Below are 12,758 nucleotides of genomic sequence, written 5' to 3' on the forward strand. Positions count from 1 at the left end.
ATTTACGACTCAGCTCGCGTCAAGAGTCCAGACCCGATTCGCAGAGCCGACGCGCTCGCGACATTCCGCCACCCGAAGACCCCGAAGGGCCGCCTCCGGAGAAGTCGCTACATGGCGTGTTGACATTAGTCGCTACAGTATGTAGCGATACGTCCCGTCAGCCACCCGCCGATGGGGGAAGAAATGCGAACCGTCACCTACCAGGCCGAAGAACTGAACCTCCTTCCCGCCGTGAAGAATGCGCAGGTCGTGTTCAACGGCGATCTCGACCTCAACGCCCGCCCCGACGGGGCTTGGACGATCGAGGGCGTCTGGATCGACGTCGCGACGCCGGGACCTCGCTTCAGCACGATCCACACGATGCACAAGCTGCTCGCCGGCGACGTCCTCCACACGATGATCGTCAAGGCGGCCGAGGCGCACGACCGCACGACCGGCGCTATCAGCGACTTCGTTCGAGACGAGCTGGAAGCCGCCGCCAAGGCCGACGCCGACGATCGCCGCTGGCAGGAACACCGCGACGCCAAGGCCGGCGTCGGCGTGGAAGCACGCTGATGCCCCGCACCGCACTCGACGACTTCCACAACCGCCTGCGGATCATGATCGGCATCGACGCGCACGAGTTCGTCGCGGCCGGCCTAACCCGCGAGCAGTGGCAGTCCTTCGACACCAATCCGTATCGCTTCTTCATCCGCGCCGACGTCCGGACCGCACTGGCGATCTGGTCGATCCTCGAAGCGCGAACCAACAAGCAGGTGGCGGCATGACTGCGGTCACCTACTTCGTGCCGGCCGTCGACCTGAACGAGGCGCGTGACATCGCCTATGCGGTCGACGCCGGTCGGCTGCAGCACGCCGAGCACTATCGCAGCGAAGAAGCCGCAGAGCGCATCTGCGAGCACTTCCAGCGGCTCGGCTGCACTGCCCGCCGGGTGTTCCCGATCATCATCGATCGCACCACGACGCACGACGGGAGAATCCCGGTCGCGTGGTCGGTCGACCGCGTCGGCGACACCGCCGCCGCGCTGCTCCTGTTCGCCGCCATCCCTTCCCTGCTCGCTCGTTACTGGGGGCTTTTCGCATGAACGCACCTGTGAAGCTTTCTCCTGAGGCGCTTGCCCTCACCCTGTTGCCCTCGGGCGTCCAGCGCATCGCGATCGAGAACCGCGACCAGTGGATGGGCCTTCGCGGGCAGGACATCACCGCCTCGGTCGCCGGCGCGCTCTTCCAGGAGCACCAGTACGCGACGAGGTATGGCCTCTACCTCGAGAAGGCCGGCCTCGCCCCGCCGCAGGAGGAGGTCACTCCGACCGTGACGGAGGACTCGATCGTCCTCCCGCCGATCCTGCGCGGCACTCTGTTCGAGAAGACTGCCATCGAGATGGTTCGGCTGCTTAAGCCAGACTGGACCGTGTTCGCGGCGAACAATGCCTATTACCGGATTACGGCCGCGCGGATCGGCGCCACGCCCGATGTCTTTGCGACGCGCCCTGACATCCCTGGGCTCGGGATCATCCAGGTTAAGACCACTGACGGCCTGATCTTCCGCAAGAAGTGGGTCAACGAGGATGGCGAAGTCGAGATCCCGGCTTGGATTGCCATTCAGGCAATCGTCGAGGCGAAGCTCACCGGGGCGTCGTGGGCCTGCGTCGCCCTGATGATCGGCGGGATCAACACCGAGCTGAAGCTGTTCGACATTCCGATCCACGACGGCGTCTGGTCGCGCCTCGTCGAGGAGGTCGCCGAATTCTGGCGCCGGGTGGAGGAGCGTGACCCGCCCGATCCCGACTATGCGCGGGACGGTGATCTCGTGCGCAGCACCTATGCCGGCGACGAGGGCATGGAAGTGGACTGGACCACAGACAACCGCGTGCCGGCCATCCTCGACGAAAGGGCGGAACTCAAGGTCGTCGAGAAGGCGGGCGCCGATGCGGAGAAGAAGCGTAAGGCGCTCGAGGTCGAGTTGCTCGCCAAGCTCGGCAATGCCGCGGCGGGAAGAGCCGCCGACGGCCGCGTCGTCAGGGTCAAGACGATCCGCGTCAACCGCAAGCCGCAGGCGGCGAGCTCCTACACCTATCCTAAATTCAGCATCGAAGGAGAGGCCGCGTGAACGCCGTCGCCCAGCAGACCCAGTCAGCCCCGGCCAACCCGCTCGCCCGCGCGCGCGGCGACATCGACAAGATGGAAGGCCAGTTCAAGATGGCCCTCCCCGCCCATATCCCGGTCGAGCGCTTCGCCCGCGTCGTCATGACCGCGGTCGGCTCAAACCCGGATCTGCTGCGGGCTGATCGCACCAGCCTGCTTGAGGCCTCTCTCAAGGCTGCGCAGGACGGGCTGCTTCCGGACGGCCGCGACGGCGCGCTCGTGATTTACGGGCAGAAGGTCCAGTGGATGCCGATGATCGCCGGCATCCTGAAGAAGGTCCGCAACAGCGGTGAACTCCTCAGCATCTCGGCCTATGTCGCCCACGAGAAGGACAAGTTCTTCTACCGGCTCGGCGACGACGAGACGATCGAGCATGAGCCCTTCCTTGACGGTGATCCGGGCAAGCCGCGCATCGTCTATGCCGTCGCCAAGACGAAGGATGGCGGCACCTATCGCGAGGTGATGACCGTCACTGAGGTCGAGAAGGTGCGCTCGGTCAGCAAGGCGAAGAACTCAGGGCCTTGGACGACCTGGTGGGGAGAGATGGCGCGCAAGACGGTGCTCCGGCGCCTCGCCAAGCGGCTGCCGATGAGCACTGACCTGGACGACGTCATCCGCCGCGATGACGCGCTCTATGACTTCGAAGGCGCCCGCCAAGACGCCCAGCGCAATGCACCGCGGTCACTCGCTGGCAAACTCGACGCTCTCGCCAATCCCTCGCGGGCGACGCCGGCGATCGAGCACAATGCTGGCAACGGTGAAGTGCTCGAGAACCAGCCGGTGAAGGTGACGAGCGGCCGCATCGATGCTGACGACCAGCAGACCGAGCAGCGCGGCGATGGCGACGACCAGGGCGACCCGATCGCCGACGCTCATCAGCGCGGCCGTGAAGCTAAGGAGTCCGGCCTCGGCACCCGCGCCATGCCGGGCGAATACCGAGCCGAGGGCCGCGAGGCCGAAGCTGCAGCCTGGGTGGAAGGGCACAAGTCCGCCCAGATGGCGGAGGCCTGATCCATGCTGATCCGCGTCATCGACTTTGAAACGACCGGGCTGCCGCCGAGCGCGGCGGTCTGCGAGGCGGGCTGGACCGACGTAATCGTCGAAAGTGGGTCGGTCACAATCACCCCGACCATCTCGCGCTTGATCAATCCCGGCCGGCCGATCCCGGCCGAGGTCACGGCCATCCACGGCATCACCGACGCCATGGTGTTCGGGGCGCCCGTGCCCGAGACCGTCTTCGCCGAGATGATGCGCGGCGCGGACGCCTTCTGCGCCCACAACTGCGAGTTCGAGCAGAACTTCTTCGGTGGCGGCGGGAAACCCTGGTGCTGCACGTATAAGGTCGCGCTCGTCCATTTGCCTGACGCCCCGTCGCACAAGAACTCGCTCTTGCCTGAATACCTCGGGCTGAAGCTCGACGAGGCTCTGGCGACCCCCGCCCATCGCGCCGGGCCGGATACCTATGTCACCGCCCACATCCTCGCGACGTTGATCGGCCGCGGCCATGCGGTCGAGGAGATGCTCGCCATCACGAAGCGGCCGCGCCAGATCAGCCGCATGCCGTTTGGCAAGCACAAAGGCGCCTACATGGCCGATCTCCCCGACGGCTATCTCCGCTGGGGCATCGAGAACATGGACGCGAGAGACGTCGTCTCGGCGATGAAGCGCGAAGTTGAGCGCCGGAGGGTGCCGGCGTGACTGACGCAGCCGTCCGCGAGCGCAAGAGCCACGTCTGGGATCGTCACCCTGACGACCACTATGTGGAAGATTACTGGGTCTCTGAGCGGCTCTTCGCCTCCAGCGCCCTCTCAGGCTGCCGCACCGTCCTCGACCCGGCTTGCGGCTTCGGCCGTATCGTCCACAGCGCGGACATGGCCGGCTTCACTGCTGCGGGCTCCGATATCGCGCCGCGTTGGCGCGACCAGCCGCACCGCGGCGTTTACTGCGTGGCTGACTTCGTCGTCGGCACCTGGCCGGCGGTAAAGCATCGGCCCTCATGGTCGAAGCCCGACGCGATCGTTTCGAATCCACCCTTCAAGCATGCCGAGGCCTTCGCGCGGCTGGCGCTGGAGCGGGCCGCGAAGGTTGTCGCGCTTCTCCTGCCCACGACATGGCGGCACGGGGACGAGCGTTCACGCTGGCTCGAGAGCACGCCTCTTGCCGAAGTGCTGGACCTCACCCCTCGCCCCTCGATGCCGCCCGGGCCGGTGATCGCCGCCGGCGAGACGCCGGGTGGCGGCACGAAGGACTTCTCGTGGTTCGTCTGGCGGCACGGGCACGAGGGCCGCCACCTGGGCGGCTGGCTCAGAAAGGGCGACCGATGAGCGAAGAAACCCTCCTCACCGCGTCGCGCCGGGTCGCCCGGTTCCTGCGAATCGACGAGCAGCATGGCGGCCTCATGTCGATCGAGACGCTCCAGGCGCTCAACACGCTCGATATCCAGATCCGCAAGGCAGACGAGCGCGAGAAGGCCAAGGCTCTGCAGAAGGCGGAGGGATGAGCATGACGCGCGCGCCCGTCAGCCAGGCATCGATCACGCGCACGGTGAAGGCGGTGACGAGCGCTGGCGTGCGTGTCGGGCGGGTCGAGATCAAGCCGGACGGGACAATCGTCGTACACGCCATTGACGGCGAATCGGCACCGGTCATTCTCCCCGAGCAGTCAGGGGAGGCCAACGAATGGGACGAGGTTCTTCAGCCGGCGGGGGCGTCACAGTGACGATCAAGCATGTCCATCGCTTCAAGGACCGCCACGGCAAGGTGCGCCACTATCTGCGGCTGCCGGGCGTGAAAGCGATTGCCCTGCCAGATGCCCCCGGCTCACCGGCCTTCATGCGCGCCTATCACGAAGCAATTGAGCAACATGCAGCGCCGGCAGCCGACAGTAAGTCCAAGGCGATTCCGGGCTCTATGCGCGACCTCGCCGAGCGCTACTATGCAACCGGACGCTTCAAGGACAAGAGCGAGCGCACGCGCTACGTCGAGCGCCAGATATTCGACCGGTTCATGGTCAAGCACGGCGACAAGCGAGCCGCGGCCGTCGAGACACGGCATCTGGATGCCATCTTCACCGACATGGCCGACCGGCCGGCCGCTGCCATGGATCTGCGCAAGCGCCTCCGGAACCTCTTTCGGCTAGCGATCAAGCTGGGCTGGCGCAAGGATGACCCGATCGCCGCCACTGATACCTACAAGCTCGGCACCTGGCACACCTGGACCGACGACGAGATCGAGAAGTTCGAAACGCGCTGGGCCATTGGGACGCGTCAGCGTTTGGCGTTCGACCTGCTGATATTCACCGGCCAGCGTTCGGGAGACGTTCGCAAGATGCTGTGGACCGACGTTCGGCACGGCAAAGTCAAGGTCGTTCAGGGGAAGACGGGCGCCGAGCTGACGATCGCCCAGCATCCGAGCCTGGCGCCGTCGCTGGACGCCTTCCGCAAGGATGTCGGCTGCATCGTGGTGACGGAGTTCGGCAAGCCCTTCAGCGAGCATGGATTCGGCAACTGGATGGCCGACGCCATCGGTTCTGCGAATCTTCCCAACGCCTGCGTGACGCACGGCCTGCGGAAGGCCGCCGCACGGCGACTGGCCGAAGCGGGCTGCACGGCACACGAAATTCAGGCGATCACCGGCCACACGACGCTGAAAGAGGTCGAAAGGTACACCGCCGCGGTATCGCGCGAGCACCTGGCCACATCGGCAATCGGAAAGGTGGCGAACGCCGGTGGAACATCGGGCTCGCAAACCGGCTTGCAAACCACCCCCGCAAAGCGAGGAAAATCAAATGCTTAGAGGAAGGAATGGTGCCCAGAGCTGGAATCGAACCAGCGACACTGCGATTTTCAGTCGCATGCTCTACCAACTGAGCTATCTGGGCATCCGGCGAAGCGCCAGGCGCTTCGTGTTGGTGGGGGCGATATAGAGGGTGATTGGCGGGCTGTCCAGTCGCTTCAGCCGGCTTCCGATCAAGTCTCGTCTTCGCGTGTGGGTAACCCGGTTTCAGCCTCCTCCACCGGCTCGCCGGGAATGACATAACTGCCCTTCAGCCAATGGCCGAGATCGATGTCGCGGCAGCGTGACGAGCAGAAGGGCCTGAAGCGGTGCACCGCCGGCTTGCGGCAGATCGGGCAGGGTCTCGGCGCCGGCGGGGGTGACGTGTCCTGATTCTCAGCCATATTTGAGCGTGATGCCTCCATCGACCACGAGTTCGATGCCGGTGACATAGCGCGCTTCGTCACTGGCAAGGAAGAGCGCGGCATAGGCCACGTCCCAGGCCTCGCCCATATGGCCCATCGGCACCTGCGCATCGCGCGCCTTCCACATCGCGGCGATGTCGCCCTCGCCATAGGCCTGCGCGAGGCCGGCGGAATGCTCAACCATCGGCGTCTTCATCAGGCCGGGCAGGATCGCGTTCACGCGAATCTTCTGCGCCGCGTATTGCACGGCGGTCGTGCGGGTCAGGTGATTCAGCGCCGCCTTTGTGGCGGAATAGCTGGCATAGGGCACCCCGGTGTGGCGAATCGAGGCGATCGAGGAAATGTTGATGATCGAGCCGCCCTCGCCCGTCTCCTCAAACTGGCGCTGCATCACCGGGATGACGTGTTTCATCGCCAGGAAGGCGCTGGTGACATTGACCTTGAAGACCCGCTCCCAGGTCTCCTGCGGCAGATCGACGACGCTGCCGACCTCGGCGATGCCGACATTGTTGTCGAGAATGTCGATGCGGCCATAGCGGCCGAGCGCCTGGCCGACGAGATCGGCGATCGAATCGGCCCGGGTTACGTCGGTCTGGACCGCAAAGGCCTGGCCGCCCTCGTTCTGGATGATCGCTGCCGTCTCCTCGGCGGCATCGCGGTTGAGATCGGCGCAGACCACCCTGGCGCCCTCGCGCGCAAAGATCGTCGCGGTTGCCTTGCCATTGCCCCAGCCGGGCCCGATCGAGCCTGCGCCCGCGACGATTGCGACCTTGCCCCTCAAGCGTTCCGTCATCGGCCCCATCCCTGGTTGCGCGCCTTGCGCTGCCGAAGCGGCAGCGGCGACAGGATCGGGATAACCGCAGGTCAGGGCAAGATGCGCTGACGCTCAGCCGACATTCATCCAGCCGAAGCGGATCGGGAAGCCTTCGCCGCCGAGCAGGTTCACCGTCTCGTAAAGCGGCAGGCCGACAACGCCGGTATAGGAGCCGACGAGCTTGACCACGAAGGAGCCGGCAATGCCCTGGATGGCATAGGCGCCGGCCTTGCCGCGCCACTCACCTGAGGCGAGGTACATCTCGAGATCTTCGGTCGAGAGCCGCTTGAAGCGCACGCGCGTCTCGACGATGCGGTCACGGATCGCTCCGCCCGGGGTCACAAGGGCAACGCTGGTATAGACGCGATGGGCGCGCCCGGAGAGCATCCGCAGGCAGGCAGCTGCCTCATCGACGATCTCCGCCTTGGGCAGGACCCGACGGCCGACTGCGACCACGGTATCGGCCGCCAGGATGTAGCAGCCTTCGAGATCGGGGCGGCTCTTCGCGCCTTCCCGCGCGGCCAGCGCCTTCTCGCGCGCCAGGCGGCGCGAAAGATCGCGCGGACGCTCGCCTTTCAGCGGTGTCTCGTCCAGATCGGACGGCAGCATGGCGTCGGGCTTCAACCCGGCCTGCTCCAGCAAGGCCAGCCGGCGCGGAGAGGCCGAAGCCAGGACCAGCATAGGCCGCCAGCCGGGCTGCTTGGGAGTGGAGAAGAAACTCAAGGGCGTTCGTCTCTGAGGCTCGCAGGCGCCCATGGCGGACACCCTCCGACCAAGCCTCTAGATCATTTTCGCCGGTTGCGAAATCTCTCTGAACCGCCACGCGTCGAATGCAATCCTGGAGCGCAATACCCATTTCGTTATGTTCACTGCGCATAAAATACGCAGCCTCGCCCTTGCGTTTCAGCCTTTCACTTGACACATTAAAGCCTGCGGCCCGCAGACGCGGCCTCTTTGCGAGGCCGGAGTCCTTTCCGACCTGTCCCGTGTTCCGGAGCCCTTCACCGAAATGACCACATCGACCCGACGTCCGCGTTCCGCTCTGGGAACGGGAGTGGAAGCGCAGGCGCTCGTGAGCAAGGTCATGACGATGCAGGCCGAGGCCGGGCTGACCATCGCGATGCGGATGCCGATCCTGCTCAAGGGCGCGCTCGGCGACCGGCGCGGCCAGCGCGAGGCGACGAAGGCCCTGACCGAGAAGGTTTCCGCGGTGATGGAAAGCGGCCTCGCCGCGAGCCAGGCTGTCAGCCTGTTCTGGTGGGATCTGGCCTTCAGCCCATTCAGCCAGCTCGACATGAGCGAGGCGGTCGCCCGGGCGACCAGCAACACCCTCGAGCCATTCTCGAAACGAACCCGCGCCAATGCGGCGCGGCTGAGCAGCCGCCGCCGCTAGATTATAGCGACCGGATTTCGCGTCCGACCCGATAATCCAATCGTCTGTGCTTGCATCGGCTCTACCGAAAACCGCAATCCACTTTTCGGGCCGACGCTTTGGCGCGCTCGCGTCGGCTTTTCCGAAAACCGCAATCCACTTTTCGGGCCGACGCCCTAGTCGGTATCCGACACGGGCGTCTTGCCGCCCTCGGACGGAGCTTCCACCAGGCCGGCGTTGTATTCGCGCTCGAGCTTGCGATAGCGCGCAACGCTGATCGGGATCAGCGCGAGATAGGCCAGCACGATCAGCGACAGCATCTCGAAGGGGTAGGCAAAGAGCAGCCCCGCCACCACCACCACCGCGACGAAGAGCGGCAGCACCTTCTCACGCGGCACGCGGGTGCCGAGCGTCTTGCCGGCATAGCAGGGGATGCGCGAAATCGTCAGGAAGGCGATGAACAGGATATAGATCCCGACCAGCAGGGCGCCATATTCCTGCACCGGCACACCGATGAAATGCAGATAGAGCGGCAGCATCGCGGTGATCGCGCCCGCGGGCGCCGGCATACCGACGAAGAAGTTCTTCTGCCAGTCGGGACGATTGGGATCGTCGATCATCACGTTGAAGCGCGCGAGCCGGAGCGCCATGGCGCAGGCCAGCGTCAGCACGATGATCCAGCCGAAGGAGCGCAGATCGTGCAGGACGAAAATCCAGAGCACATAGCCCGTGGCGACGCCGAAATTGACGAAATCCGAGAGCGAATCGAGCTCGGCGCCGAAGCGCGACGTGCCCTTCAGCATGCGCGCCAGGCGGCCGTCGACGCCGTCGAGCGCGGCAGCGATCAGGATGAAGATCGTCGCCGATTCGAGCTTGCCCTCGACCACGAGCCGCATCGCGGTCAGGCCGAGGCAGAGCGCCAGCAATGTGATGACATTGGGCGCGATCAGCCGAAACGGGATCGCCTTGAAGCGCGTGCGCTTCGATTCAGCCTGCTCGGGCTCGAAGGGGGGAAAGAGATCGCTCATGCCAGCCGGAATACGCGGTTTTAGGCCCGGAGGCTAGGAGCAGTCGGCGATCATCCCGGGCGCCGCATCACGGCGCTCCGGGATGTCGAAAGCGCTCAGATTCCGCGGAAGCTGCGCCGTGTTTCGCTGGCCGAGACATCGGCCAGCACGGTCTCGCCGGCGATCGCGGTCTGGCCTTCGCCAACCAGCGGAATCACGCTCGTCGGCAGATAGACGTCGACGCGCGAGCCGAAGCGAATCAGGCCGAAACGCTCGCCGGTCGCAATCGCATCGCCCTCCTTGACGAAGGGCACGATGCGCCGCGCGATCAGGCCTGCGATCTGGACGACGCCGACCGTGCCGGCCGGGGTCTCGATCGCCAGCGCGTTGCGCTCATTGTCCTCGCTCGCCTTGTCGAGCTCGGCATTGAGGAAGAGGCCCGGCGTATAGGCCATCTTGATGATGCGGCCCGAGACCGGGGCGCGGTTCACATGGCAATCGAAGACGTTCATGAAGATCGAGATGCGCGTCATCGGCTCGGCCGGCAGGTTCAACTCCGGCGGCGGCAGCGCCGAGGCGATCTGGCTGATGCGGCCATCGGCCGGCGAGATCACCAGCCCCTCGCGTTGCGGCGTGACCCGGATGGGATCGCGGAAGAAATAGCAGACCCAAATCGTGATGATCGCGCCGAGCCAGCCGAAGGGCGACCAAAGATTGGCGAGCACGATCGTCGCCACCAGCGCGATCGCGATGAAGACGTAGCCCTCCTTGTGGATGGGAACGATCACTTTGCGGACGGAATCGACGAGCGACATGGGCAATCCTGTTTGGTCTTGTCAGCGCGTCGGCAGAGTGACGCTCCCCTGCGGCCCGAATGGGGCGGCAGGCATTGCCGCGTGATTTACGGGGTTCGGCGCTCCGGGGGAAGAGGCCGCATGCCGCGCCCCTTGTGGCAGACGAAACTCCGCCTCTTTGCCGCCGCGTCTTCCAGACAGGGCAGCGGAACGGCTAGAAGTGCAGCCATGGCATTGGTGCGGAGTGCGGGACATGGCGGAGGCGGGCGATATCGACACGGCTCTTCTGGCCAGGCTTGGCTGTGACGATGTCAGCCTGCGGCTGAGCAGGAGCTATTCGCCGGAAACCTCGCCCTGGCGCGCCGCCGCCTATCGCTTCGACATCCTGGCCGAGGCTGAGCCCGCCGGCACGATCAGCCTGCGGCCAGGCGCGAGCTATCTCCTGACCCATCTCGCCGGGCAGATCGGCTTTTCCGTCGAGCCAGCCTATCGCGGGCGCGGCCTCGCCGGCAAAGCCGTGACGGCGCTGCTTCCCCTGGCCAAGGCGTGCGGCCTCAGCGAACTCTGGCTGACGACGACGCCCGACAATCTCGCCTCCCGCCGCACGCTGGAAAGGCTCGGCTGTGTCCTCGTCGAAGAGGTCACGATCCCGGAAAACTACGAAAGCTATGCCCGCGGCGAGCGCCTGAAGCTGCGCTACCGGCTGGAGCTGGACTGAGCGTAGCCGTCAGTCGGCCGGGCACTGCCCGACAAGCTCGGCCAGCGCGCTCCGGCCGGATGCAAGGTCGAAATCGGCAGAAACCGCCCCGCTGCCCTGAGCCGGGATCAACACACTCATCTCGGCCCCGCCGAGGATCAATCCGAGTAGGGACGCCGGGCGCGCAACATGCACGGCCCGGTCCGCCCCGACCGCGCCCGCCAGTTCAACCGCCGGCTGACCATCGGCTTGAACGAAGGATGCAGCCGCCCGCCCCGCCTTGCCGAACAGTCCGTCATTGTTCAGCGGCAGAAAGGCGATGGACAGGCTGGCCTCGATGCAGCGGATCGCGAGGCCGACATGGGCCTCTCTATCGCTCAGCACCGCCGCGACATCCTTGCGCCCGCCCTGCCGGTCATTGGTAATGACCACCCAGTTGCCGATTTTCTTCGTGCCGGAGGCCTGCACAGGCATGGCCGACAGCGCCAGGACCAGGCTGGCGCCGAGCCCGAACACCGCTCGCAAGCGCTTCGCTGCCGTCATCGCGTGGCCCCTGAGGGGCGGCTGAGCGCACCGAGCGCCGCCGCCCAGGGCGCAGGGGCCGGCAGCATGACATCCGCCGGAAAATGCGGGAGCAGTTCGAAGGCGAGCCGCTGGCCTGCCCGGTCCTCCTGGACCACGAGAGTATCGAAGCGAAGCAGCTGAGCGGAGGCTCGCGGCAGGACAGCGCCGGCCGCGACAGGCTTGCCCGCAACCATCAGGACGAAGCAACTATCGGCCGGATTCCAGCCCCGCTTCGCTGCGGGGCTCTCGGGCGCGCCGCCCTGCACGAGATATCCGCCCTGCCAGCGTATCGAGAGCGCCTCATCGAGCCGAAGCGGTTGCCGATCGGGAGGAAGTGTCGATTCAAGCGGCGACGGCGACATTCTGAGCAGCGAGCACGTCTGGACGATGCCCGGCCGTCCCGGCTTGACGATCCAGAGCTCCCAGCCCTGCTCCGTCGCGGCAGCGGCCCGGTCCGCGGCCAGGATGGAGAAGAGAAGCGCCCCGGTCAGGCGCAGGCGCTTCAGCATGGTGTCACCGCGGCAGGCAAGGATCGGCCAGTTGCGTGGGAGCGAGCCATCGCCACGCAAGCCACGCAATCCTCAGGCGAGCGCCGTCGGGCTGCGGACGAAGCGGCGCGCGGCGAGATAGGTCAGCACCACGAAGATCAGCAGCACGAGCCCTTCGGCAATCGCGAAGGGCGGCTCTGACTGGGTCGGCGCCATGGCCTGGAGAAACGGCACCTTCATGAAAGCCTGCGCGACCGCAACGAAGATCAGCAGATAGAAGGCGAGCATCGCCGTGACCGCATAGATCCGCCGCCAGGCGCCATCGAGCCTGCGAGCGTAGAGGGCGTATCCGGCAAGGCCGACCAGAATGAGCGAGATCGCACCGACGATATGCGAGGGCAGGAGGCCGTTGAATGGAAAGCCGAAGCCCGTCGCGCTGGTGGCAAACGCGGTGGAGAGGAAAATTCCGGTCCAGCGCGGCCGCGTGTGCCCTTTCAGCATGGCCGCGGCGACGGGAAAACCCGCCACGATGGCGATCAGGCTGAGCCAGGTATGAAAGCCGGTGAAGGTCGTCGGATCGAACATGAGCAGCCCCCGCAATGCTCCACCGGCTTCGTGTGAAACCGGCGGAGTATAGCATGCAGGAAGCAGGCCGCGTTTGGCGAGAGAATTCCGTCGCC

The 12,758-nt window shown here is 65.8% G+C and carries 20 protein-coding genes and 1 tRNA gene; 12 read left to right on the forward strand and 9 right to left on the reverse strand.

The window, feature by feature from the left end; genetic code table 11:
- Positions 1–183: 183 nt before the first annotated feature.
- Genes AC1DW9_RS21330 through AC1DW9_RS21375 form a run of 10 tightly spaced genes read left to right on the forward strand, consistent with a single transcriptional unit; the run spans position 184 to position 5,938 of the window.
- A complete protein-coding gene (locus AC1DW9_RS21330; RefSeq protein ID WP_476775677.1) occupies positions 184–555 on the forward strand; it encodes a hypothetical protein in 372 nt (123 codons plus the stop codon).
- Positions 555–767 carry a hypothetical protein gene (locus AC1DW9_RS21335; protein WP_476775676.1) on the forward strand — a complete coding sequence of 71 codons (213 nt, stop codon included), beginning with the start codon at positions 555–557 and terminating at the stop codon, positions 765–767. Before AC1DW9_RS21330 ends, AC1DW9_RS21335 begins: the two co-directional genes overlap by 1 nt.
- Positions 764–1,084 carry a hypothetical protein gene (locus tag AC1DW9_RS21340; RefSeq protein ID WP_476775675.1) on the forward strand — a complete coding sequence of 107 codons (321 nt, stop codon included), beginning with the start codon at positions 764–766 and terminating at the stop codon, positions 1,082–1,084. Before AC1DW9_RS21335 ends, AC1DW9_RS21340 begins: the two co-directional genes overlap by 4 nt.
- Complete coding sequence (locus AC1DW9_RS21345) at positions 1,081–2,109, forward strand: YqaJ viral recombinase family protein (RefSeq protein WP_476775674.1); 1,029 nt, start codon at positions 1,081–1,083, stop codon at positions 2,107–2,109. The genes AC1DW9_RS21340 and AC1DW9_RS21345 overlap by 4 nt, the downstream gene beginning before the upstream one ends.
- Positions 2,106–3,155 (forward strand): recombinase RecT, encoded by a 1,050-nt coding sequence (locus AC1DW9_RS21350; protein WP_476775673.1) that lies wholly within the window; start codon positions 2,106–2,108, stop codon positions 3,153–3,155. The genes AC1DW9_RS21345 and AC1DW9_RS21350 overlap by 4 nt, the downstream gene beginning before the upstream one ends.
- A gap of 3 nt (positions 3,156–3,158) precedes the next feature.
- A complete protein-coding gene (locus AC1DW9_RS21355; protein WP_476775672.1) occupies positions 3,159–3,842 on the forward strand; it encodes a putative quorum-sensing-regulated virulence factor in 684 nt (227 codons plus the stop codon).
- The gene (locus AC1DW9_RS21360; protein WP_476775671.1) at positions 3,839–4,468 is read left to right on the forward strand and encodes a TRM11 family methyltransferase; all 630 of its coding nucleotides are present in this window, start codon (positions 3,839–3,841) and stop codon (positions 4,466–4,468) included. Before AC1DW9_RS21355 ends, AC1DW9_RS21360 begins: the two co-directional genes overlap by 4 nt.
- The gene (locus AC1DW9_RS21365; RefSeq protein WP_476775670.1) at positions 4,465–4,644 is read left to right on the forward strand and encodes a hypothetical protein; all 180 of its coding nucleotides are present in this window, start codon (positions 4,465–4,467) and stop codon (positions 4,642–4,644) included. The genes AC1DW9_RS21360 and AC1DW9_RS21365 overlap by 4 nt, the downstream gene beginning before the upstream one ends.
- A gap of 2 nt (positions 4,645–4,646) precedes the next feature.
- Positions 4,647–4,862 (forward strand): hypothetical protein, encoded by a 216-nt coding sequence (locus AC1DW9_RS21370; protein WP_476855176.1) that lies wholly within the window; start codon positions 4,647–4,649, stop codon positions 4,860–4,862.
- Positions 4,859–5,938, forward strand: a complete 1,080-nt coding sequence (locus AC1DW9_RS21375; protein WP_476775668.1) for a tyrosine-type recombinase/integrase — start codon at positions 4,859–4,861, stop codon at positions 5,936–5,938. Before AC1DW9_RS21370 ends, AC1DW9_RS21375 begins: the two co-directional genes overlap by 4 nt.
- A gap of 9 nt (positions 5,939–5,947) precedes the next feature.
- On the opposite strand, the gene AC1DW9_RS21380 is transcribed toward AC1DW9_RS21375, so the two are convergent.
- The 4 genes from AC1DW9_RS21380 to AC1DW9_RS21395 form a co-directional block, all read right to left on the reverse strand.
- Positions 5,948–6,023: transfer RNA gene (locus tag AC1DW9_RS21380), tRNA-Phe, on the reverse strand.
- 88 nt (positions 6,024–6,111) lie between these two features.
- Positions 6,112–6,321: a DNA gyrase inhibitor YacG gene (gene yacG / locus AC1DW9_RS21385; protein ID WP_074471494.1), complete on the reverse strand. Its 210-nt coding sequence runs from the start codon at positions 6,319–6,321 to the stop codon at positions 6,112–6,114.
- A complete protein-coding gene (locus AC1DW9_RS21390) occupies positions 6,314–7,135 on the reverse strand; it encodes an SDR family NAD(P)-dependent oxidoreductase (RefSeq protein ID WP_476775667.1) in 822 nt (273 codons plus the stop codon). Before AC1DW9_RS21390 ends, yacG begins: the two co-directional genes overlap by 8 nt.
- A 93-nt stretch (positions 7,136–7,228) precedes the next feature.
- Complete coding sequence (locus AC1DW9_RS21395) at positions 7,229–7,837, reverse strand: Maf-like protein (protein ID WP_476775735.1); 609 nt, start codon at positions 7,835–7,837, stop codon at positions 7,229–7,231.
- 328 nt (positions 7,838–8,165) lie between these two features.
- On the opposite strand from AC1DW9_RS21395, the gene AC1DW9_RS21400 reads away from it, so the two are divergent.
- Entirely contained in the window at positions 8,166–8,549 is a 384-nt protein-coding gene (locus AC1DW9_RS21400) for a hypothetical protein (RefSeq protein ID WP_141739951.1), read from the forward strand.
- 155 nt (positions 8,550–8,704) lie between these two features.
- On the opposite strand, the gene AC1DW9_RS21405 is transcribed toward AC1DW9_RS21400, so the two are convergent.
- Together AC1DW9_RS21405 and AC1DW9_RS21410 are read right to left on the reverse strand one after the other, a co-directional pair.
- Positions 8,705–9,556, reverse strand: a complete 852-nt coding sequence (locus AC1DW9_RS21405) for a CDP-alcohol phosphatidyltransferase family protein (RefSeq protein WP_476775666.1) — start codon at positions 9,554–9,556, stop codon at positions 8,705–8,707.
- Between the two features lie 95 nt (positions 9,557–9,651).
- Positions 9,652–10,350 carry a phosphatidylserine decarboxylase gene (locus AC1DW9_RS21410; RefSeq protein ID WP_441507899.1) on the reverse strand — a complete coding sequence of 233 codons (699 nt, stop codon included), beginning with the start codon at positions 10,348–10,350 and terminating at the stop codon, positions 9,652–9,654.
- A 232-nt stretch (positions 10,351–10,582) separates the two neighbouring features.
- Between AC1DW9_RS21410 and AC1DW9_RS21415 the strand changes: the two genes are divergently transcribed.
- Positions 10,583–11,047: a GNAT family N-acetyltransferase gene (locus AC1DW9_RS21415; protein ID WP_441507900.1), complete on the forward strand. Its 465-nt coding sequence runs from the start codon at positions 10,583–10,585 to the stop codon at positions 11,045–11,047.
- A gap of 9 nt (positions 11,048–11,056) precedes the next feature.
- On the opposite strand, the gene AC1DW9_RS21420 is transcribed toward AC1DW9_RS21415, so the two are convergent.
- From AC1DW9_RS21420 to AC1DW9_RS21430, 3 genes are read right to left on the reverse strand one after another with little or no spacing between them, the layout of a single operon-like run.
- Positions 11,057–11,569, reverse strand: a complete 513-nt coding sequence (locus AC1DW9_RS21420; RefSeq protein WP_441507901.1) for a hypothetical protein — start codon at positions 11,567–11,569, stop codon at positions 11,057–11,059.
- On the reverse strand, positions 11,566–12,159 hold the full coding sequence (locus AC1DW9_RS21425; protein ID WP_441507902.1) for a hypothetical protein: 594 nt from the start codon (positions 12,157–12,159) through the stop codon (positions 11,566–11,568). Before AC1DW9_RS21425 ends, AC1DW9_RS21420 begins: the two co-directional genes overlap by 4 nt.
- 12 nt (positions 12,160–12,171) lie before the next feature.
- Complete coding sequence (locus AC1DW9_RS21430; RefSeq protein WP_441493068.1) at positions 12,172–12,663, reverse strand: hypothetical protein; 492 nt, start codon at positions 12,661–12,663, stop codon at positions 12,172–12,174.
- Positions 12,664–12,758: the final 95 nt, after the last annotated feature.

The sequence above is a fragment of the Allobosea sp. P4_E12 genome (genome assembly GCF_056401655.1).

Bases quoted from the DNA above. Each gene is read 5' to 3' on its own strand.
- AC1DW9_RS21330 (WP_476775677.1), top strand. From the start codon at position 184: ATGCGAACCGTCACCTACCAGGCCGAAGAACTGAACCTCCTTCCCGCC.
- AC1DW9_RS21335 (WP_476775676.1), top strand. From the start codon at position 555: ATGCCCCGCACCGCACTCGACGACTTCCACAACCGCCTGCGGATCATG.
- AC1DW9_RS21340 (WP_476775675.1), top strand. From the start codon at position 764: ATGACTGCGGTCACCTACTTCGTGCCGGCCGTCGACCTGAACGAGGCG.
- AC1DW9_RS21345 (WP_476775674.1), top strand. From the start codon at position 1,081: ATGAACGCACCTGTGAAGCTTTCTCCTGAGGCGCTTGCCCTCACCCTG.
- AC1DW9_RS21355 (WP_476775672.1), top strand. From the start codon at position 3,159: ATGCTGATCCGCGTCATCGACTTTGAAACGACCGGGCTGCCGCCGAGC.
- AC1DW9_RS21365 (WP_476775670.1), top strand. From the start codon at position 4,465: ATGAGCGAAGAAACCCTCCTCACCGCGTCGCGCCGGGTCGCCCGGTTC.
- AC1DW9_RS21370 (WP_476855176.1), top strand. From the start codon at position 4,647: ATGACGCGCGCGCCCGTCAGCCAGGCATCGATCACGCGCACGGTGAAG.
- yacG (WP_074471494.1), bottom strand. From the start codon at position 6,321: ATGGCTGAGAATCAGGACACGTCACCCCCGCCGGCGCCGAGACCCTGC.
- AC1DW9_RS21390 (WP_476775667.1), bottom strand. From the start codon at position 7,135: ATGACGGAACGCTTGAGGGGCAAGGTCGCAATCGTCGCGGGCGCAGGC.
- AC1DW9_RS21395 (WP_476775735.1), bottom strand. From the start codon at position 7,837: ATGCTGGTCCTGGCTTCGGCCTCTCCGCGCCGGCTGGCCTTGCTGGAG.
- AC1DW9_RS21400 (WP_141739951.1), top strand. From the start codon at position 8,166: ATGACCACATCGACCCGACGTCCGCGTTCCGCTCTGGGAACGGGAGTG.
- AC1DW9_RS21405 (WP_476775666.1), bottom strand. From the start codon at position 9,556: ATGAGCGATCTCTTTCCCCCCTTCGAGCCCGAGCAGGCTGAATCGAAG.
- AC1DW9_RS21410 (WP_441507899.1), bottom strand. From the start codon at position 10,350: ATGTCGCTCGTCGATTCCGTCCGCAAAGTGATCGTTCCCATCCACAAG.
- AC1DW9_RS21415 (WP_441507900.1), top strand. From the start codon at position 10,583: ATGGCGGAGGCGGGCGATATCGACACGGCTCTTCTGGCCAGGCTTGGC.
- AC1DW9_RS21420 (WP_441507901.1), bottom strand. From the start codon at position 11,569: ATGACGGCAGCGAAGCGCTTGCGAGCGGTGTTCGGGCTCGGCGCCAGC.
- AC1DW9_RS21430 (WP_441493068.1), bottom strand. From the start codon at position 12,663: ATGTTCGATCCGACGACCTTCACCGGCTTTCATACCTGGCTCAGCCTG.